This window comes from Candidatus Dormiibacterota bacterium (assembly GCA_035532835.1).
In the GTDB taxonomy this organism is placed as follows: Bacteria; Vulcanimicrobiota; Vulcanimicrobiia; order Vulcanimicrobiales; family Vulcanimicrobiaceae; genus DAHUXY01.
In genome coordinates this window covers 1-19,138 of sequence record DATKQG010000016.1, presented here as the reverse complement: position 1 = coordinate 19,138, position 19,138 = coordinate 1, and the positions used below count along the sequence as shown (strand labels likewise).

At 63.0% G+C, this 19,138-nt stretch carries 20 protein-coding genes; 10 read left to right on the top strand and 10 right to left on the bottom strand.

All coding sequences use genetic code 11. The features are described 5' to 3' along the window. The 3 genes from VMW12_02410 to VMW12_02400 all read left to right on the top strand — a co-directional run. Positions 1-434: transposase (locus tag VMW12_02410; protein HUZ48576.1), on the top strand; the 434-nt coding region annotated here is incomplete at its 5' end. Positions 435-474: 40 nt separating this feature from the next. Continuing rightward, positions 475-1,335, top strand: a complete 861-nt coding sequence (locus VMW12_02405) for a CHAD domain-containing protein (protein HUZ48575.1) — start codon at positions 475-477, stop codon at positions 1,333-1,335. Between the two features lie 26 nt (positions 1,336-1,361). Next, the gene (locus VMW12_02400) at positions 1,362-1,748 is read left to right on the top strand and encodes a VOC family protein (GenBank protein HUZ48574.1); all 387 of its coding nucleotides are present in this window, start codon (positions 1,362-1,364) and stop codon (positions 1,746-1,748) included. A gap of 26 nt (positions 1,749-1,774) precedes the next feature. Here VMW12_02400 and VMW12_02395 read toward each other — a convergent pair whose 3' ends face one another. The 5 genes from VMW12_02395 to VMW12_02375 all read right to left on the bottom strand — a co-directional run bounded on the left by VMW12_02395 (position 1,775) and on the right by VMW12_02375 (position 6,350). Further along, on the bottom strand, positions 1,775-2,476 hold the full coding sequence (locus VMW12_02395; protein HUZ48573.1) for an ABC transporter ATP-binding protein: 702 nt from the start codon (positions 2,474-2,476) through the stop codon (positions 1,775-1,777). Between the two features lie 7 nt (positions 2,477-2,483). After that, a complete protein-coding gene (locus tag VMW12_02390) occupies positions 2,484-3,197 on the bottom strand; it encodes an ABC transporter ATP-binding protein (GenBank protein HUZ48572.1) in 714 nt (237 codons plus the stop codon). Continuing rightward, positions 3,187-4,137: a branched-chain amino acid ABC transporter permease gene (locus tag VMW12_02385; protein HUZ48571.1), complete on the bottom strand. Its 951-nt coding sequence runs from the start codon at positions 4,135-4,137 to the stop codon at positions 3,187-3,189. The genes VMW12_02390 and VMW12_02385 overlap by 11 nt, the downstream gene beginning before the upstream one ends. Positions 4,138-4,140: 3 nt before the next feature. Then, entirely contained in the window at positions 4,141-5,028 is an 888-nt protein-coding gene (locus VMW12_02380; protein ID HUZ48570.1) for a branched-chain amino acid ABC transporter permease, read from the bottom strand. Positions 5,029-5,093: 65 nt separating this feature from the next. Continuing rightward, positions 5,094-6,350, bottom strand: coding sequence for an ABC transporter substrate-binding protein (locus VMW12_02375; protein HUZ48569.1), 1,257 nt, complete (start codon positions 6,348-6,350; stop codon positions 5,094-5,096). Between the two features lie 129 nt (positions 6,351-6,479). Here VMW12_02375 and VMW12_02370 point away from each other — a divergent pair, with 129 nt between their 5' ends. Then, positions 6,480-6,869 (top strand): carboxymuconolactone decarboxylase family protein, encoded by a 390-nt coding sequence (locus VMW12_02370; protein HUZ48568.1) that lies wholly within the window; start codon positions 6,480-6,482, stop codon positions 6,867-6,869. Here VMW12_02370 and VMW12_02365 read toward each other — a convergent pair. Next, positions 6,866-7,057 carry a hypothetical protein gene (locus VMW12_02365; protein HUZ48567.1) on the bottom strand — a complete coding sequence of 64 codons (192 nt, stop codon included), beginning with the start codon at positions 7,055-7,057 and terminating at the stop codon, positions 6,866-6,868. The genes VMW12_02370 and VMW12_02365 overlap by 4 nt on opposite strands. 340 nt (positions 7,058-7,397) lie before the next feature. Here VMW12_02365 and VMW12_02360 point away from each other — a divergent pair, with 340 nt between their 5' ends. Continuing rightward, a complete protein-coding gene (locus VMW12_02360; GenBank protein ID HUZ48566.1) occupies positions 7,398-8,054 on the top strand; it encodes an acetate--CoA ligase family protein in 657 nt (218 codons plus the stop codon). 9 nt (positions 8,055-8,063) lie between these two features. On the opposite strand, the gene VMW12_02355 is transcribed toward VMW12_02360, so the two are convergent. After that, a complete protein-coding gene (locus VMW12_02355; protein ID HUZ48565.1) occupies positions 8,064-8,669 on the bottom strand; it encodes an HPF/RaiA family ribosome-associated protein in 606 nt (201 codons plus the stop codon). 203 nt (positions 8,670-8,872) lie between these two features. Between VMW12_02355 and VMW12_02350 the strand changes: the two genes are divergently transcribed. Together VMW12_02350 and VMW12_02345 are read left to right on the top strand one after the other, a co-directional pair. Continuing rightward, positions 8,873-9,331 (top strand): DUF2267 domain-containing protein, encoded by a 459-nt coding sequence (locus tag VMW12_02350; protein ID HUZ48564.1) that lies wholly within the window; start codon positions 8,873-8,875, stop codon positions 9,329-9,331. A 35-nt stretch (positions 9,332-9,366) separates the two neighbouring features. Then, positions 9,367-10,941, top strand: a complete 1,575-nt coding sequence (locus tag VMW12_02345) for a long-chain-fatty-acid--CoA ligase (GenBank protein ID HUZ48563.1) — start codon at positions 9,367-9,369, stop codon at positions 10,939-10,941. 10 nt (positions 10,942-10,951) lie between these two features. Here the strand turns inward: VMW12_02345 and VMW12_02340 are convergent, their stop codons facing one another. After that, entirely contained in the window at positions 10,952-13,120 is a 2,169-nt protein-coding gene (locus VMW12_02340; GenBank protein ID HUZ48562.1) for a family 1 glycosylhydrolase, read from the bottom strand. Positions 13,121-13,179: 59 nt separating this feature from the next. On the opposite strand from VMW12_02340, the gene VMW12_02335 reads away from it, so the two are divergent. Next, positions 13,180-13,914: an SDR family oxidoreductase gene (locus VMW12_02335; protein ID HUZ48561.1), complete on the top strand. Its 735-nt coding sequence runs from the start codon at positions 13,180-13,182 to the stop codon at positions 13,912-13,914. A 15-nt stretch (positions 13,915-13,929) separates the two neighbouring features. Here VMW12_02335 and VMW12_02330 read toward each other — a convergent pair whose 3' ends face one another. Then, positions 13,930-15,063: an alpha-hydroxy acid oxidase gene (locus VMW12_02330; protein ID HUZ48560.1), complete on the bottom strand. Its 1,134-nt coding sequence runs from the start codon at positions 15,061-15,063 to the stop codon at positions 13,930-13,932. A gap of 142 nt (positions 15,064-15,205) precedes the next feature. Here VMW12_02330 and VMW12_02325 point away from each other — a divergent pair, with 142 nt between their 5' ends. Both VMW12_02325 and VMW12_02320 read left to right on the top strand, forming a co-directional pair. Then, a complete protein-coding gene (locus tag VMW12_02325; protein HUZ48559.1) occupies positions 15,206-18,100 on the top strand; it encodes an AAA family ATPase in 2,895 nt (964 codons plus the stop codon). A gap of 10 nt (positions 18,101-18,110) precedes the next feature. Continuing rightward, positions 18,111-18,296, top strand: a complete 186-nt coding sequence (locus VMW12_02320) for a hypothetical protein (protein ID HUZ48558.1) — start codon at positions 18,111-18,113, stop codon at positions 18,294-18,296. Here VMW12_02320 and VMW12_02315 read toward each other — a convergent pair. Next, the coding region (locus VMW12_02315) for a S53 family peptidase (protein ID HUZ48557.1) at positions 18,279-19,138 on the bottom strand (860 nt) is incomplete at its 5' end. The genes VMW12_02320 and VMW12_02315 overlap by 18 nt on opposite strands.

Below are 19,138 nucleotides of genomic sequence, written 5' to 3'. Positions count from 1 at the left end.
TCGTGCTGGAAGACTTGCGGTTGCGTACCATGACGCGCAGCGCAAAGGGGAGTATCGACGAACCCGGCCGCAACGTTGCGGCCAAGACCGGGCTCAATCGGGCGTTGCTCGATGCGGGTTTTGGCATGATCGCGCAGTTGATTGCGGAGAAGGCTGAAAGCGCCGCCCGCAGCGTCATCTACGTGGATCCGAAGTACACCTCGCAAACGTGCGCCGCGTGCGGGCATATTGCGAAGGAGAATCGCTCGGGGCTACAGTTTGTGTGCGTGGCGTGTTTGCACGTCGACCACGCGGATGTGAATGCTGCGAAAGTGATTCTTCAGCGGGCCCAGAAGGGGCCCTTGGCGAGCTGCGCCGCAGTGGCGGACAGCAACGACCCAAGAACTACGCTATCGCCGAGTGGACCTCGGCTCACGTTGCACGATGCAGCGTGAAGGCGCAGACTTCGAATTCTCTGCAGGTCGGTTCGGTAGCATGGAGCGACCGAGCGAGGAGCCCGTACCGATGGATCTTGACGCAACGGCCCTATGGGCGCGAGAGACGATCGCGCGCTATACGGATGTCGCGCGCCGCGCCGTTTCCGCCTACTACCGCAAGCCGCGTTCTGCGAAGCGCTTGCACCGGGCCCGGCGGGATTTAGCACGCTTGAATACGGCGCTGGACGACCTCGGAGTCCTCGCGAATCCATCCGCCGGATTCGCGGAACAGATCCACGCGTTGCATCGCCGTGCGGGTAGGGTGCGCGACGGTGACGTCTTGCTGCGCCGCATCAAGACTTATCGCGAAGTGGCTCGTGGTGCCGAGTGCGAGCAACTCGCGAGCGTGCGCCGCGAGCTGCGCGCGCGGCGCAAAAAGGCGCGGCGCAAACTACGCCGCCTCATTCGCGCGAGCGCCTCGATCTTGAAAGCCGCACCGGCGCCGTCCGCCGCGCCGCGTGCGACGCCGATGGAAGCGGTGCGGACCGCGGTTCGTCGCCATCTTGCCGATTGCATCGAGCGGCAAGCGGCGTTCGAGTCCGACGACGACGACGCGTTGCATGCGTTTCGCCTCTCGTGCAAACGGCTGCACTACGTCATCGAACGCTCGTCGGCCGACCTGCCCGAGCTCGACCCTTTGGCCAAGCTTCTCTCGAAACTCACGGATGCGTTGGGCATTGCGCACGATTGCATCGCCCTTCGCGCCCGCGCTCGCGCATGCGGCGCACCGCTGGTCGCGCTACGCGCGCAGCACGATCGAGACGTCCACGTGCGCCTAGCGCGGCGCCTATGGCATCACGGCAGCGTGTTACAAGGCCTATCGTTTGCGCGAGGCGGCGTATCGCGGGATTCGCGCTAGTCCGGTAAGGGTATACATTCGGCACTATGGGCAAGCACATTCATCTCGGCACCGTAGGGCATTTCGGCCTGGCCGTGCACGATCCCAAAAAAAGCGCCGCCTGGTGGCGCAAGCTGTTCGATCTGAAGACGATTTTCGAAGGTGACGGCTATGTCGGCCTATCGAACGAGAACGTGACGATGGTGCTATCCGCCGGCACGCCGCGGCCGGAGACGATCGGCCACATGTCGTTCCATCTGCCGGATATGCCCGCGCTCCGGCACGCGCTCGATTGGCTCAAGGAACACGACGTCGCCGTGGAAGATCCAGGCGACGAAATCGGAGCCGAAGCCGAGGGTTCGCCGAATATGGGCTTGTGGTTTCGCGACCCCGACGGCTATCGTTGGGAGCTTTCAGTGCTCGCCCACCGCTGAACGGCGCGCCCAGCGCCGCCCTGCGATCAGAGGCCGAAGTATGCGGCGCGCACCGCGTCGCTCGTTTCGAGCTCTTCGCGCGTGCCCGAGACGCGAACGCGGCCGCCGTCGATCAGATAGCCGCGGTCGGCGAGTTTGATAAAGGCGACGTTTTGCTCCGCCAGAAGCAGCGCCGTGCCGCCGCCGATTGCAACGCGCAGCGCTTCCACAACTTGCTTAACGAAGACCGGCGCGAGCCCGGACGACGGCTCGTCCATCAGCAAGAGTTTGGGTTGGGAGATGAGGGCTTTCGCGATCCCGAGCATCTTGCGTTGGCCGCCCGAGAGCGAGGCCGCGAGGCCGTGCCGTTTCTTGGCGAGATCGGGAAAGAGTTCCATGAGTTGGACGCTACGCCGCCGCACCTCGGCCCCGCTAATGAAATAACCGCCCAGCCGCAAGTTCTCTTCGATCGTGAGGCTGGGGAAGACGCCCATCTCGGACATGAACGCGATGCCGCGCCGGATCCGCTGGTCGGGCGGCAAATGGTCGATCGCCTGGCCGTCAAAGTGGATCGCACCGTTCCAGCAGCGCAGCAGCCCGATGATCGTGCGGAGCAGCGTCGTTTTACCGGCACTATTGGCGCCCAGCAACAGCACGGTCTCGCCGCGTTCGACCGCGAGATCGATGCCCCAGAGAATCTTCATCGCGTCATAGCCGGATTCGACGCCTTGGACTTCAAGCAGTGCCATCGTTTCTCTATCCTCCGATGAACGCTGCGACGACGTCGGGATTGTGCGACGCGTCCTGGAGCGTTCCCTCGAAGAGCATCTTTCCGGCATCGAGGACGATCACGCGGTTGGTGATGCGGTTCAGGAAGTCGAGCAGATGCTCGACGACGATGAGCGCGACGCCGCGCTTAGCCAGCGAAAGCAAGAGTTCGCCCATGACGGTGAGTTCGCTCGGGTTGAGGCCGGCGCCGATCTCGTCGACGAGCAGCAGCTTGGGCCGCACCGCGAGCGCGCGTCCGAGATCGAGTCGCTTCTGCTGATTGACGGTGAGTTCGCGAGCGAGCGTCTCTGCCTCGTCCGCAAGCTCGATTTCGGCAAGCACGCCATCGACTTCGGCCGAACTGCGCGACCCCGCGCCGAAGTACGCGGCAACCTCGATGTTTTCGCGGGCTGTCATTTCCGGGAAAGGCTTGGGGACCTGAAACGTGCGATTGATCCCGAGGTGCGCGAGACGGAAGGTGGGGACGCGTTCGATCGAACGCCCTTCGAACAGCATCGTCCCCGCATCGGCCTGATGGATGCCGGAGATGACGTTGATCGTCGTGGTCTTGCCGGAGCCGTTCGGCCCCACCAAGCCCAGAATCTCGCCCGCTTCGACCTTGAAATGGACGTCGTGCAGCACGGTGAGTCCGCCGAAGCGTTTGGCGACGCCTTCGAGTGCGAGCAGCGGTTCAGAGGACACGTACGCCTCGCCGAGTGAGCAACGACATGATGCCGTTCGGTAAGAAGAGGACGAGCAATACGATCAGCAGGCCGTAGATGAATTCGAAGTACTGCGGTGCCGAGATGCCCACGCCGTTGTAGAGCCCGTCGAGCACGATCGCGCCGACGATCGGGCCGATCACCGTGCCCACGCCGCCGAACAGCGCGAACACGATGGCGAAGACCGAGGTCTGCAGCGTGAAGACCGCATCGGGATAGAAGACGGAGAGATTCCACGCGTACGCTGCGCCGGCGAGGCCCGCAATCGCGGCCGAGACGAGCCACACGATCAGGCGCCCGCGCACTACGTTGATTCCGGCCATCGCGGCACTCGTCGGATCTTGCTTCACCGCGCGCAGCGCCATGCCGAAACGCGAGAACCGAAAGTGTGCCGCGAGCCCGGTTGCGAGCAGCAAAATTACGAGCATCGTCAGGTAGCTAGCGGTGGGGTTATAGACCTGATCGATCTTGAGCCCGTACGGACCGCCGGTAATTTTCGAGAGATCTTGGTTGGAGACGATGTTGTAGAGAATCTGCGAAGCCGCAAGGCTGGCAATCGAAAAATACGCGCCGGAGAGGCGCAGGAGCGGCCCTAAAATCAGCGCCATGATGACGGCGCCCGCGCCGCCCGCGACGACGCAGGCCAGCACCGGCAAATGGCTATGAAGCACCAGCAGCGACGTAGTGTACGCGCCGGCGCCGAAGAAGCCCACGTACCCGAACGGCAGATACCCGGTAAATCCGTAGATCAGGTTGAGCCCTTGCGCGAGCACGGCGAACGTCATCATCGTAAACAGCAGGCTTCGGTTGCTGTAAAAATGCGGCGCGAGCAAAAAGATCGCGGCGATCACGGCCAGCGTGATCGCGCTGGGAAGGATGGTGGCGGGCCCGCTGAGGGCGGGTTTTGCAATCGCGCGCATGCGTTAGGTGACCCGCACGGCTTTGCCGAGCAAGCCGGACGGGCGAATGAGCACGATGATCACGAGCAGTGCGTAGGGCACCAGATTCGACCACGATGGAAAGAACGTTTGCATGTACATCGTGCCGATGCCGAATACCAATCCTCCGACGATGGTGCCCAGCGGGTTGCCGAGCGAACCGATGATGATGACTGCAAACGATGTGGTCGTGAGTTCGTTGCCGATGTCGGGCGATATCGAACCGAGGAGATACGGCACGAAGACGCCCGCGATGCCGGCCAGCGCAAGGCCGATGATGAACGCAATCGCGGAGACGCGCTCGACATCGATGCCGGTCGCGAGTGCTTCCTCACGATTCGCCATGATTGCGCGCGTCGCAAAACCGAGGCGCGTCCGGGTGAAGTAGAGGTAGAGGCCGCCTATCGCCAGCAGGCTTGCGGCCGCGCCGACCCACCAGCTATCGGGGAATTGCTGCCCAAGAACGCCGATGTTCCCGCTGCCCAGCGCCGTTTCGGGCAGCGAGCGCTGGTTGGCGCCGAAGACCATCGTCAGCACCGCGTCGAGCATTTGAGCGATGCCGAAGAAGAGGATGAACGAGAGCATCTCGGGGTCGCGGCTGGCCTGTAGGCGCGGCACGACCGCGGCATAGAGCGGAATGCCGACGACGATCGCGCCGGCCACCGCTAACGGAATGCCGAAAATCGGGTTGAGATGCAGGTGTTGGACGAGCAGAAATGCGCCGTACCCGCCGAGCAGCACGAACTGCCCGTGCGCGAGATTGATCATGCGCATCACGCCGAAGATCAGGTTGAGGCCCACGCCGACCAATGCGAAGAATATCCCGTACAGGATGCCGCCGATCAATGCGTAGGCAAGAAGACTCGTGCTCATGCGCTCGTTACGTTCTCACGCGAAGTACTCCCGCCGGCTTGCGCCGGCGGGAGAGGTAGGCGACGTTAGTGCTGCGGTGCCGGATAGATGGGCTTGCCGGTACCTTTGCCCGGAGGAAACACGACAACGATCTTGACCCCCTGGCCTTCCGGAACGAGTTGTGCGACCGGGAGCAGCTCGCCGAGCTGCGCGCCGTTCTCATTGATCTTGAAGTCGCCGAGCACGGTCGTGGTCTTGCCCGACATATCCATCAAGGCTTGGTGGAAATCGAGCTGAGTGAAGGCCGGCGCCCTCGCGATCATATTCTGGATGATCAGGCCGGTGTTGTAGCCGGCGGCATCGAGGAAATTCGGCGCCTGGTGCATCGCCGCCGTGAAGTTCTTGACGAACTGGCTGGTGTTGTCACCGAGGTTGACGACGTCGTGGCGTACCAGCGGCGGCGTCGGGTAGGTGTAGGTATACGCCAGCGCCTTAGCGCCGACGTTTTTGGTCAGCAGCGCGAGCAGCTGCCCGGGGAAGATGGTGAAGGTCATGTTGAAATGCAGACCGCTCGAAGCGAGATCGCGAAGGAACGCGATATCGTTGGGTGCGTAGCCGAATTCCAACACGGCTTCCGGCCGCTGCGCGGCGATGGTGTGCAGGAGCACCGCGTAGTTCGATTCGGTGGTCGGCACGCCGTTGTAATAGACCGGCGTCACGCCGCCCTTTGCGAGCACGAACTTGAGCGTCTCGGCTTGCGATGCGTCGAAATCATTCGAGTCGTAGATGACCGCGACGCGTTTGATCTTCTGTTGCAGGATGAATTGCGCAAGCGGGATCGGCCAGACGGTGGAGGACGGGATGCTGACGTCGGCCAGATAGTCGGTTTTCTTGGTGAAGAAGTTCGCGCCCGAACCGGTCGGATCGACCAGCAGCATGTGATGCTCTTCGGCCAACGGAATCGCGACCGATGTCAGCACCGAGCCGAAATCGGCAACCAGCACGTCGACCTTGTCTTGCGTGATCAATTGGTTGTAGAGCGTCGTCGCGGTGGACGTGTTGCTCTGGTCGTCATAGGCGATGATTTTCACCGGGATCTTCTTGCCGTATGCCTTGACGAAGATGCCGCCGGTTTTGTTCACGGCCGCGGCCCAGTACTTCAGGCCCTGATACTGCCCCTGAGAAGCGACGGCGAACGTGCCGCTGCTCGCATAGAGCGTTCCGATCTTGATCTGCGAGGGCGCGGTGGCCGCCCGCGCCGTATGGACGAGGCTCGTGCCGATAATACTTGCGGCGACGAGGATGATGGCGAGTGCCGACCATTTGAGGCGGAATCTACGCATGCGTTTCTCTCCTTACTAAAGTCATAGGCCCGTCTGCGCCGTCCCCTTGCCCGGTGCCTGCCGAGCGAGGGCGCAGTCGGCACCCTTTTCGCGAGAGGCCATGCGCGGCCGCCCGGCGGAGTAGCGCGTATGAGCCAGAGCGAACGCATTGCCAAGGGGAAGGCGCTGAGGCGCACGGTGCTAGGATCGGCATACGTGGACAAGCCGGGGCCGCAGCCAACGAAGTTTCAAGCCGCATTTGCGGCGTTTGCGGAAGAGCACTGTTGGGCCAACGTGTGGATACGCCCGGGGCTCGCGCTGCGCGATCGCAGCGTGATCAACCTCGCGATCCTCGCGTCGCTGGCACGCTGGCCGGAGTTTGAAGTACACGTGCGCGGAGCGCTGAACAACGGCATTACCGAGGACGAGATCGTGGAGATCATCCTCCAAGCCGGCGTGTATGCCGGCATCCCGATCGCCTCCGAAGCCTTCCGCGCCGCCGACCGCGTCATCGCCGCATATCGAGCGGAGAACGGCTAGGGCAGGTTCCGAGCATCTTCGGCTCGCTCTTGGTCGAGATCGTCTTCCTCGCGCCGCTCGAGCTGCTCCTGAATCTCCGCCTTCACGTCGTCAGGTACGCTGGGGATCTCGAGCACTTGCCGGTCTTCGCCGGTGACCAGTGCGTCGATCTCCTCCTGCGTCGGTTCGTTTTCTGGAGATTGCATCATGTCAGCACCACCGCTAAAACGCGAACGGCACAATTTTGCTGCACTTGTGCCGTTCTTCGTGATCGTAACTGTTTTCTATGCCGCGATCGTTTTCATGAGAAGCGATACGTTTGGCTATAAGCACTTTTAAGTTTGCTCATGCAATTACATAAACAGTCCGTCATTTTGGGATTCCCGCCTTGGAGTTTTTTTGAACTCTTCCGGCTCGATTAGCGTAACGTTTTAATGTCCGTTTTTTGTGAAGGTCGTGCGAATATTCGATGACCCACGGCGAGCGCTTGCCGCCCTGCAACCCGCCCCCTTCATCAAATATTCCATTTGTTCGGTCAGGGTAAGAAGTATGAACGTCGATAAGATGGAGGCCTTCGCGGCACTCGACCACTATGGAATTCGCGTTGCTCGTAGCAAGTACGTGGACTCTGCCGAAGACGCGGTCGCTTTCGCCGAGCGACGCAATGCGCCGGACCCGCGGTTCGTCCCGATCGTGTTACGTGTCGCGGATGCAGCCGCGCAAACACCGCTGGAAAGCATCGAGGCCGTTCGAGAGGCCTACGAGGCGATTCGCCGCCATACCGCCGAGCCGATTCTGGCGCAAGTCTTTACCGGGCCTGGGACGGATATCGTGATTTTCGGCAAGACCGACGAATCGCTCGGGAAAACCATCGGCGTGCATAGCGCCACGCACAGCGTGCAGCGGACCGTGCCGCTCGGGCCGGAGAGCGCCAGGGAGCTGGCGAGCGAATACGAGGGCTACGGACACCACGGTTCGCGCGAAAGCGCGCGCCGAATGCTCGAACACCTTCTGGTACGCATCTCCGATCTCTTTGCCGACACGGAAGTGCGAGAGCTGCGCGTGGATGTCCGCCTGCATGAAAACGAGTACAGCGTCCTCGACGCCTCGATGTCGTCGCTCAAAGCGCTGCATATCAAACCTCGGCTGGACAAGCGTGCGCACGATCGCAAGGGTGACGAATACCGTCCGGCCGGCCGGCAGTAGCCGTCCCGTTTACGCGCTGCGGTGATCGACCGGAGTGACCGTGCTCGCCTGGGCACCTTTCTCGCCGGCTTCCTCCACGAATCTAACGGCTGAACCGACGCGCAAATGTTTGAACCCGTCGTTCAGAACGCTATTGCGGTGGAAGTACACTTCGTGCCCGTCGGGCGCGCGTAAGAAGCCAAAATCCTCGCCCAACGTCGCGACCTCGGCGGTGACCACAGGCTCGTGGGTCTTCACCGCTCCTGCAAGATGCCGGGCGTAGTCCTCCAAACGGCGGCCGGCTCTTCGAAACGCATCTTGCACCGCGACTTGCGCGTACTTGTGGACGGTGTCGAGCTCTTGGCTCTTGTGGACGCGTTGCGTTTCCGTCCGGGCTAGCGTCGCATGCTCGCTTGGGTCCTTGCTGACGACGATCTGTTCGCCGGGAACGTCGAGCACGATGCGAACCTGATACTGCGATCCCTCGATGTGGTGCTTCGGCTTGTCGATCACGACGCTGCAACTCGTGATCCCGTCGAAGAAGCGCTCGAGTTTCGTTGCTTCCTTGCGGACCAGGCTTTCCAGCGCGTCGCTCTGGTCCATGCCCTTGAACGTCGTGTGAATGATCGGAATCATAAAAGCACTCTCCCTGCGGCCAAGCTGACAACTGCTTGCAAAGTTGCTCCGCCTCGCAGTGTCGATGGTTGTTTTTTAAAATGATAGGCGTTGTATGCCATGCCATGGAGAAGGTTCGAAGAACGACCCGCCGTTCTTGAAATCTTCCTCAGCTTCGCCTCGCCGGGTCCCTATGCTCGCTCTACCTGAGGTAGGAGGCAAACATGAAAAGTACCGATCGCATCGCGATGTTCGACCGGACCGTCCAAGAAACGTACGAATGGCTCGACGATATTCAGCGCGAGGTAGAAGGCGGCGATACGTGGCCTGCCGATGCGTACGATCGCCCGGAAGCGCTGCAGGCGCTGCGCGGCGTACTGCACGCGTTACGCGACGAACTCGGCGTCGACCAAAATGCGAACCTCGCGGCCCAATTTCCCACGCTGATCCGCGGGATCTATTTCGAAAGTTGGAATCCGCCGAACGAGCCGATCGAACATGGGACGGCGGAGGCGTTCCTCAGTAAAATCGAGGACGCGTTCACCGGCTACGAGGAAGATTTCGACCCGGAATGGATCGCGCCCGGCGTTCTGGCGGTATTGATGCGCCGCATGCCCGAGGAATGCGCCAAGATCAAAAAGACGCTACCTAAAGATCTTCGCGATCTCTGGAGCCGCAACTGAGTGGAATCGGCCGGAAACATCTCGAATCTGCGCGCATGAAGACACCGCTGACCCCGCTGGAATTCATGCGCCGTGCCCGCCGCCTCTACGGCACACGCGAAGCCGTCGTCGACGAGGGCCTGCGCCTCACGTACGAGGCCTTGTTCGAGCGATGCGACCGATGGTCGGCAATCCTACAAGGCTACGGCATCGGCAAGGGCGACCGCGTCGCATACGTCGCGCCAAACACGCACGCCTTGCTCGAAGCCTTCTACGCCGTGCCGCAGATCGGCGCGATTTTGGTGCCGATCAATTATCGCCTTACGCCGAACGACTTCGCATACATCATCAATCACAGCGGCGCGCGGGTCGTCTGCGCTCATGCCGATTATCTGGACGCGATCGAGAGCATTCGCGACCAAATCCCCGGCGTCGAGCGCGTGATCGCGCTCGAAGGCGAGAAGCCCGACTGGCTCGATTACGAAACCGAGCTGGCGCGCGGCTCGGCGGCCGATGTCGTGCGGCCGGACATTTCCGAAGACGATCTCATCACGATCAACTACACCAGCGGCACAACCGCCAATCCGAAGGGCGTGATGATCACGCACCGCAATGCGTACTTCAATTCGGTCGGTACGCTGGTGCACGTGCACATGACGCCCGACGACCGCTATCTGTGGACGCTGCCGATGTTTCATGCCAACGGCTGGACGTTCGTGTGGACCGTGACGGCCGCCGGCGGCACGCACGTGTGCCTGCGCAAAGTCGAGCCCGCGAGGATCTTTGCGCTGATCAACCAGGAGCGGGTGACGATGCTGTGCGCGGCGCCCACGGTCCTGATCGGCATCGCGAACGCCCCGCAAGAGCTGCGCAGCGGTATGCGCCGGGGAGTGCGCGTCCTTACGGCAGGCGCGCCGCCGGCCGCTGCGACGATCGAGCGCATCGAGCACGACTTGGGCTGGGAGGTGACGCACGTGTACGGCCTCACCGAGACCGCTCCGTTCATTACGATCTGCGAACCGCTCGCGGAGCATGTGGAGCTCTCGCCCGGCGAACGCGCGCGCATCAAAGCGCGGCAGGGTGTGGAATTGATTACCTCGGGCGAACTGACCGTCGTCGACGAACGCGGGGACGAGGTGCCGCACGACGGTGCGACCGCCGGCGAGATCGTCGTGCGCGGCAACGTGGTGATGGAAGGCTACTTCAACGATCCCGAAGCGACGGCGCGCGCGTTCTACGGCGGCGTTTTTCACACCGGCGACGCGGCGGTGGTGCATCCGGACGGCTACGTGGAGATTCGCGATCGTCTCAAAGACGTGATTATCAGCGGCGGCGAGAACATCTCTTCGGTCGAGGTGGAGGGCTTGCTCTTACGTCATCCTGCCGTGCAAGAAGTTGCGGTGGTCGGCATTCCGGACGAGCGATGGGGCGAAGCGCCGCACGCATTCGTCATCGTCGCCGGCGGTGCAAGCGTTAGCGAAGAAGAACTGCGCGCGTTCGCGCGCGACGCGATGGCGCACTTCAAGGTGCCCAAAACCTTCCACTTCGTCGCGGAGCTACCCAAAACCGCAACCGGCAAAATCCAGAAATTCGTCCTGCGCGGCCGCTCCAGCGCCATCGGCACACAATAGCGGCGACGTGCTAGGCCTCGGGCGGCGCTCCGGCGATGAGCTGGGCGTAGCGGGTGCTGGCGTCGGTGGGGGTGCGGGTGAGGGAAGGATCGGTATCGAGATCGATGTGGTAGAGCCCGAAGTCGCTGTTGTCGTCGAAGACCAGGCCCCACTCGCGGTTGGAGGTGATGCTCCAGCAGAGATAGGCGGCGACGGGGACGCCGCGATCGACCGCGCGCCGCACTTCGCGGACATGCGCATCCAGGTACTTGGCGCGCGTGAATCCGTCGGCATTCGTAACGCAGCCGTTCTCGATGACGATGATCGGCTTCCCGGGGAACGTTTGCGCTTGCTCGCGCAGAATCGCATCGAGCGCGCCCGGCCAAACGGGAGCGCTGGCGTATTTGAATTCGGCGGCGGCGCTGAGGCGATGGAGTTCGGGCGGCCAGAAGGACGGAACGCCCCAGTAATAATCGACGCCGACGTAATCGAGCGCGCCGATACACTCAGGCGGGCAGAGAAACGCGGGAAGTTTGCCGGCCATGCCGAGATTCCACCAATTCGTGCCCAGCAGCGTGCCGAACATGGCGATACTCTTGCGCAGCGCGAAGAGCGTCTGTAACCACGAATGCGTCGCGCCGAAGCGCTTATCGCCTCGTAACGGCACGAATTCGACCTTATTCCCGTCGCCGAGAATGCGCAGCGCAAGCCGACGGGCGATCTCCGGCTCGAGGCCGGCGTAGCGCTGCGCCGGCGGCAGATGCGTGTCGCCCGCCGCTTCGCAAAGACCGGGAATGCCCGGGTGAATGCCGACTCGCAGTACGCCGCGCTTGCGGATGCGCCGCACCGATTCGTCCATATCCGGCACCACCGGCGTATCGCCGTCGTGCGACCCGACGGCGCCCGCTTGCACCTTCGATGTGCCGAGGTTCGCGATCGTTTTGCGATTCAGCACGTCCGGCATATCGGGATGGGTACGTTTTAAATCGCGCAGCGCGAGATCGACGGTGTTGAGCAGCGTGCGGCTGCCGAAGGCCATGGCGATCGCGAAGTGTTGGCCGGGCCCCGGTAGCCGCGTAAGCGAGAGCGGTGCGTTCGCATATTGGCGCAGGACGACGTCGTCGTCGAACACCGCGTCGAGTTCGCCGCCGCGCAACGCGGCGACCGCGTCCGCTACACCGGCAAAGTATCGAACTTGTGCCGCTGGAAGGCTACCGGTTGCGAGCTTTGCGGGCAGCATATCGGAGACGACGCCGACGCGCCCGGTCCAATATGCGAAATCTTGCGGTAGCGTCAACGACGCGGGATGCAGCACGCAGAGGTGCGTGGTGTAATACGGCTCCGAAAAGAGCGTGCGCTCTTCGCGCGTCTGCGTCATCGTGATCTGCGCGATCGAGATATCGACTTGGCCGCCTTCGAGCAGCCACGGTTGCGAGAGCCGCGCCGCTTGCCGCTTCGCCTGTTCGGGCGATTGCAGGTGCGTTGCGTTGCGATCGATCCAGCGCTGCAGCCAGCGCGGCAGGCCGAGCACGAGCGGGTTAGTTCCGACTGGCGCGCGCGGATGATAGCGTTGGATCGCCGCGCGCGATAGGGCGTGCGCGCGAAAGAGATTCGGGATCAGCTTGAGCACGTCTTCCATCTGGCGATCGCTCGTCATATATGGCGGCTGCCCGGGCGGCATCGCATAGCTGCGCATCCAAAAACCGCGGATCCATCCGTAAACGAGTTGATTCGGTTCGTTCAGCGTGACGTAGTAGTCGATCAGATCGCCGAGGCGCTGCGCGACGATCGCCGCATACGCGACCATGCGATCGGGAAAGCCTGCATCGAGCAGCCCCGCGCCGTCGCCCGCAGCCTGCACGTGGAGCGGCCACGTGTTGTGCACCAGAGTGACCACGGTCTGCATGCCCGCGTCGCGCATGGTTTGCAGCACGTCGCGATAGTGCGCGAACGCCGCGTCGTCCCAGACGCCCGGCTTCGGCTCGAGCCGCGCCCACGAGAGCGAGAGCCGGAACGCCGTGCACCCGAGCGATCGCGCGAGCGCCACGTCTTCGCGATAGCGATTCCAGAAATCGGTCGCTTTGCCGCGCGGGACCAGGCCGCGCACGCGCTCCCACACGTCGCGAATGTCGTCGTGGCCGTCGTAGGCTTCGCACTGATGATCGGCGGTGGCAACGCCGAAGCGCATCGGTTGGGGCATGTTCGCGAATTGCGGTGGCCGCAGGGGGCATCCCTTTGCCGGAGCGAACGCGGCGGGCTATGAGGTTCGCAAACAAAACCTGTATCGTGACGGGCGGCGGCTCGGGAATCGGCCGCGCGACGTGCCTGCAGATGGCCGCCGAGGGCGGGCGCGTCGTCGTTGCCGATCTGCAACTCGCCCCCGCGCAAGCGACTGTCGATGCCATTAAGGCCGCGGGCGGAACGGCGATCGCCGCGCAAGTGGATGTCGGGAACTCGACGCAGGTGCAAGCGGTGGTCGCGACCGCGCTCTCAACCTACGGCACGCTCGATGTGATCGTGAACGACGCCGCGATGATGACCTTTACGCCGATCGCCGATATCGCCGAAGCCGATTTCTTTCACGTCATCACGACGAACCTCGGCTCGGTGTTTTTCTTCGCGAAGTACGGAGCGCCGCACATGCCGCCGGGCTCGGCGATCGTGAACCTGAGTTCGGTGCACGCCCATGCGACCACGCCCAACGTGGTGCCGTATGCCTCGTCGAAGGGCGCGATCGAAGCCTTTACGCGCGGTTTCGCGATCGAGATGGAGCCGCGCAAGATTCGCGTGAACGGCGTTGCGCCGGGTGCCGTCGATACGCCGATGCTCTGGAACAATCCCAACATCAAGAGCGGCGTCGAAAAAGTGCAAGGCGCGGTCGGTAAACCGGAAGATCTCGCCGCGGCGATCTGTTTCCTCGCCTCCGACGATGCCGCATTCGTAAACGGCACGACGCTGCTGGCCGACGGCGGCCGCTTAGCCCACTTGCCATAATGCCGATGCTGCGTTTTACGCGATCACGTTTCGGCTGACGGAGCGGACGGAGGTGGTGCCGGTGAGGGCCATCGTCGTATCGAGTTCGGTGCGCAGGATCTCGATCGCGCGCGTGACGCCGGCTTCGCCGCCCGCGCCCAGGCCGTAGATGTACGCGCGCCCGATGATGCAGGCGTGCGCGCCGAGGGCGAGCGCGCGCAGCACGTCTTGCCCGCTACGGATGCCGCCGTCGAAGAGCACCTCGGTCTGCGAGCCGACGGCTTCCGCGATGGCGGGCAGTACCGAGATGCTCGACGGTGCGCCGTCGAGCTGGCGCCCGCCGTGATTGGAAACGACGATCGAGGTGGCGCCGCTTGTAGCCGCGATGCGCGCGTCTTCGACATCGAGCACGCCTTTGATGACGAGCGGCCCCGGCCAGAGCCCGCGAATCCATTCGATATCGCGCCAGTTCAGCGTCGGATCGAATTGCGTGGAGACCCACTGCGAGAGGGTGGTGACGCTATCCATGCCCTTGATGCGCCCGGCGAGATTGCCGAAAGTTTTGCGCTTGCCGCGCAGCACGCTCAACCCCCAGCTCGGTTTGGTGGCGACGTCGACGAGATTCGCAAGCGTCACTTTGGGCGGCACCGTGAGGCCGTTCTTCACGTCGCAATGGCGTTGCCCGAGCATGTTCATATCCATCGTCACCATGAGCGCGCTGCAGCGCGCGGCGACGGCGCGCGCGATCATATCGCGCACGAAGCCGCGATCGCGCATGACGTAGAGCTGGAACCAGAACGGCTTTTCGACCGCAGCCGCGACGTCTTCGATGGAGCAGATCGACATGGTGCTCAAGCAGAAGGGGATGCCCGCCGCCTGCGCGGCGCGACACGCAAGAATCTCGCCGTCCCCGTGCTGCATGCCTAAGAGGCCGATCGGCCCAAACGCGAACGGCAGCGACGAGGGCTCGCCCGCGATCGTGGTTGAGAGATCGCGCGAGCCGACGTCGATGCCGATGCGCTGCCGAAAGTTGAGGGCTTCGAGCCCGTGCCGATTCGCGTTCAGCGTTGCCTGCGCATACGAGCCGTGATCGCCGTACTGGAAGAACGCGCGCGGCACACGGTGCAGGGCCATCTCGCGCAGGTCGGAGATCGAGGTCGCCTTACGCAGGCGTTCGGGCATAGCGGAGGTGCCTGCAGTAGCCATAGTCGGCACATTCGCGGTTTGCGGCGCCACCTCTTCAATCAAGCGCTTGACCTGCCTGGGCGGCGGCAAAGTGGCCCGCGACCTGCGCTTCGGCTATAATCGTCGGATGAGGCTAGCCGGCTCGAGGGCGCGTTTTCGAGCATACGCGTACGGCCTGGTGACGACGGGCATCGTGCTGATGTTTGCGCTGGCCGAATGGTGGTCCGAGAGGTATGTGGCCGATCGTTCGCGCGTTGCCGGGGCCGCAGTGGAAATCGCGATCGTCGTCCTGGCCACGCTGGCATTTACGCCGATTCATCGGCGCACGGAAGCCGCCGTTGAAGGCGCGTTCACGAAGAAGCGCCGTGAAGCCCGAGCAGCGTTGACGCGGTTGCGAAACGAGCTAACGTCGTTCAACGATGCGGCGCAACTGCTTCGCCGCGTTATCGAAGCGCTGAACGAGCACATGGGCGCGGCTTGTAGCGCCGTGTACGTGCGGAACGGCGCTTATGTGCCCGAGGCGTCGTCTTACGATTGCCCGGTCGAGCACGTTGAAGCAGCAGACCCCCTCGTCGTGCGCTTGCGATCGTCGGGGGAGCCGGCGAACCCTCGCGCGCTCCGATCGCAGGCGCCCGGCGATCTCGCTTTCCCCATGATGGCGAGCGGAACGTTGGTCGGTTTTCTGGTGCTTACGCCGGGGCGCATCGAATGCGAACCGGAGGATTGCCGCAGTATAGCGACGCTGGTAGAAGCCGCGGGCCTCGCCCTCGTCGCGCTCAACCCGAAGTTGCGCGCGCAAGAGTGTCCGCGAAACAATCTTCCGCGAATGCTCACCTCGTTCGTCGGGCGCGAGGCGGAGATCGCGGATCTCCTCGCGCTGCTGGAACAGCACGATCTCGTCACCGTGGTCGGGCCCGGCGGGGTGGGAAAGACGCGAGCCACGCTACAGGCCGTTGTCCCGTTGCTGGACCGGTTCGACGACGGCGTGTGGGTGGTGCGGCTCGCGCCGCTTTCGAGTGGAAACGATATTCCAGCGTCGATCGCGCACGATATGGGCCTGCGGCTTGCCCCGAAAGACGATCCGCTCGAAGCGCTGGTAGAATCGCTGCGAGATAAGCACGCGCTGATCGTCGTCGATAATTGCGAGCATCTCATCGAGCCCGCGGCGCGCGTTGTCGCCGCGATATTAGGGGAGTGCCGGAAGATCAAAGTCCTGGCCTCCAGCCGCCAGAGCCTGGACATTACCGGCGAATGCATCTATCGGCTCGACCCACTTGGGCTGCCGGTGCAGGATGATCTCGAGCATCTCAGCGCCGCCGATGCGATGCAGAGCCCCGCAATCCGGCTCTTCGCCGAGCGTGCCGCGGTGCTCGACCGGCGTTTTACGCTAAACGACGAGAACGCGCCGGCAGTCGCCGAAATCGCCAGAAAACTCGACGGCATTCCGCTGGCCATCGAGCTCGCCGCTTCGAAGACGGCCACGCTCACGCCAAAGCAACTCTCGCAACAATTAGACGAGCGGCTGTTACTCCTATCGGGAACCGGCAGCGATCTCGCGCCGCGGCAGCGGACGCTGCGCGCGCTGATCGATTGGAGCTTCGATCTGCTCGACGACGAGGAACGTGCCGTGCTCTTGCGGCTCGCGATCTTCGTCGGCGGATGGACGCTGGAATCCGCTTCGGCGGTGTGTGCTGGAAACGGTATCGATCGGGAGCGCATGGACGACGTACTCGGAGCGCTCGTTTCCAAATCGCTCGTTTTCGTCGATCCCTTTGGCGAAGAACGGCGTTACGGCATGTTGTTCATCCTGCGGAGATACACCCGCGACCGTTTGGAGGCCGCGGGCGACGCCGGCGACATCGCCGCCAAGCACGCGCGTTTTTTCATGGCCTTCGTCGAATCTCTGGCGCCGCTCGTCGAGTCGTTGGAAGACGTACGATGGCAGCACGCACTCACTCGCGAGATTGGGAATATTCGCGCCGCGCTGGATTGGGCCATTATGCAAGGGAACGATGTGGAGACGGGCCTGCGTCTGCTCGCGCAAATGGAATGGCCGGAACTCGTGACGACGCCGCAGCAGGCGATGCGCTGGTTCGATGCGGCCAAAGCATCGGCCAGCACCGCCGATGCTTTGACGAAAGCGCGAGCGCTGCGCCATCACGTGCGACTGGAATGGCTCGTTGGCCGCCCGATCGACGGCCGAGAGAAGGCCGCCATCGAAGCGCTGGATGCCGCCCGGGCTTCCTCCAATCCGGATGAGATCGCGCGAGCATTGGCAAATGTGGGAAGCGTCCACCGGGACGCGGGCCGCTTTGAGGAGGCAGAGAAACTCTTTGCGCAAGCCTATCAAGCGCCCCACGCGCTCTCGACGCTATCTGTCAATGATGTGTTGCGTAATTGGGCAATCGCGAATTTACAACACGGCGATATCGATACGGCGCGGCGTCGTTTTTCCGAAGTGGCGAGCAGGGAGCGCCCCGGGAGCGAAGCGTATGCGAGCGCCTTGCTCAACCTAGGCGAGCTTGAGTTCGCGGCCAATAACGTTGACGCCGCTCGCTCCGCCGCCGCAAAGGCGCGCGAGGCATTCGCGCAACTCAACGCTGCGCCGCTTGCTCTCGCGGTATGCAATCAGGCGGCCTACGCGATGGCCGTTGACGATTTCGATGAAGCGCGGAACCTTTTGCGGGAGGCCCTTAGCCTCTTGAAAAAATCGGGCGCCCGTTGGATGATTACCGCACTCGAACACCACGCCACGCTGGGGGTGTTGGTACATGAAAACGAGCGTGCGGCTGCTTTGCTGGGATTCACCAACGCACACTACGTTAAGACAAACGACACTCGCCAGCGCACGGAGCAATTCGGATACGAACGGGCGATGCGCTTGCTCTCCGACGTTTATGCGGAAGACGAGCTTGTGCGGCGATTGAGCGCCGGAGCCGGCCTAACGGCGGACGAAGCGCTCGAACACGCTGCGGCGATAAGCCAGCATATCCGGCCACCGGCGGCGACCGCCGCTATTTAGGAGCAATAACATGTCGACCATGACGCAGACCAAAGCCGGGACCTACATCGACGAGCACGGAAAAACCATCGACCAACTGCACGATAAACTTGAAGCGATTCCGGATGTCGATAAGGAGAAGCTTGAGAAGGTCGTCGAAACATACAAAACTGCGCATAAAAAATTTCACGACGATGCGCTAGGCTGTATGAATTAGTAGCGCCTCGATCGCTCGGCCCAACGGGACGCCCAAGCCGGTGCACGCATTCCATCCGGCGTGCGCTTCAAAATGGCCATTGCTTCCGTCAACGATCTCGCGGAAACCCGTCGGATGCGAAGCATAGAGTAAGGGCGCAAAAAAACCAATCGGCGTGCCCAGGCGCTGGTTGACACGCGCGGCAAGCGCTGCCCACATCGGAGCGACAGCGCTCGTTCCGCCGACCGCGAGTTCGACGCCGTCCAGGTAGACGAGATAGCCGGGCGATTCCTGCGCGGCGATATCGGGCACTCCGCGTCCGAGAGCCGCGCTCTGCGCTGGTCCCGCGGGCATGGCCTTCTGCCAGGACGGCGCGCCGAAGCGCTCGCTGAAGCCGCCGCCGGTGTTTTCCCACACCGTTTCCTGCAGCGTGGGCGAATCGGCAACGATCGTGGTCGCGCCGCACGCATGAACGAAGGGGCTCGACGCCGGCGCCAGCACGTGCGGCCGCCCGTCGTACTGCAATTCAGCACCGTTATCACCCGAGGCGCAGAAGACACTCACGCCGAGGAGTGCCGCGGCGGCGAACAGCTCTTCGAGGATGCTCACGGCCGCTGGAGTCCACAACTGTTCGGGCCACCCGTAACTGATCGAGAGAATCGAAGGCGCGAGTTCGTCGTCGAAGATCGCGGTACGAATCGCATCGAGGAAGCCGCGTTCGCTGTCGGGTGCTTGGTAGATCACCGTGCGCGCCCCGGGCGCAAGCGCCGAGATGATCTGGATATCGAGGGCGGCTTCGAGGTCTTTCGTGGTTTGTATGTCGTGCTGTAACGCCGCGTTATCGATGCGCTTGATGATGGGCG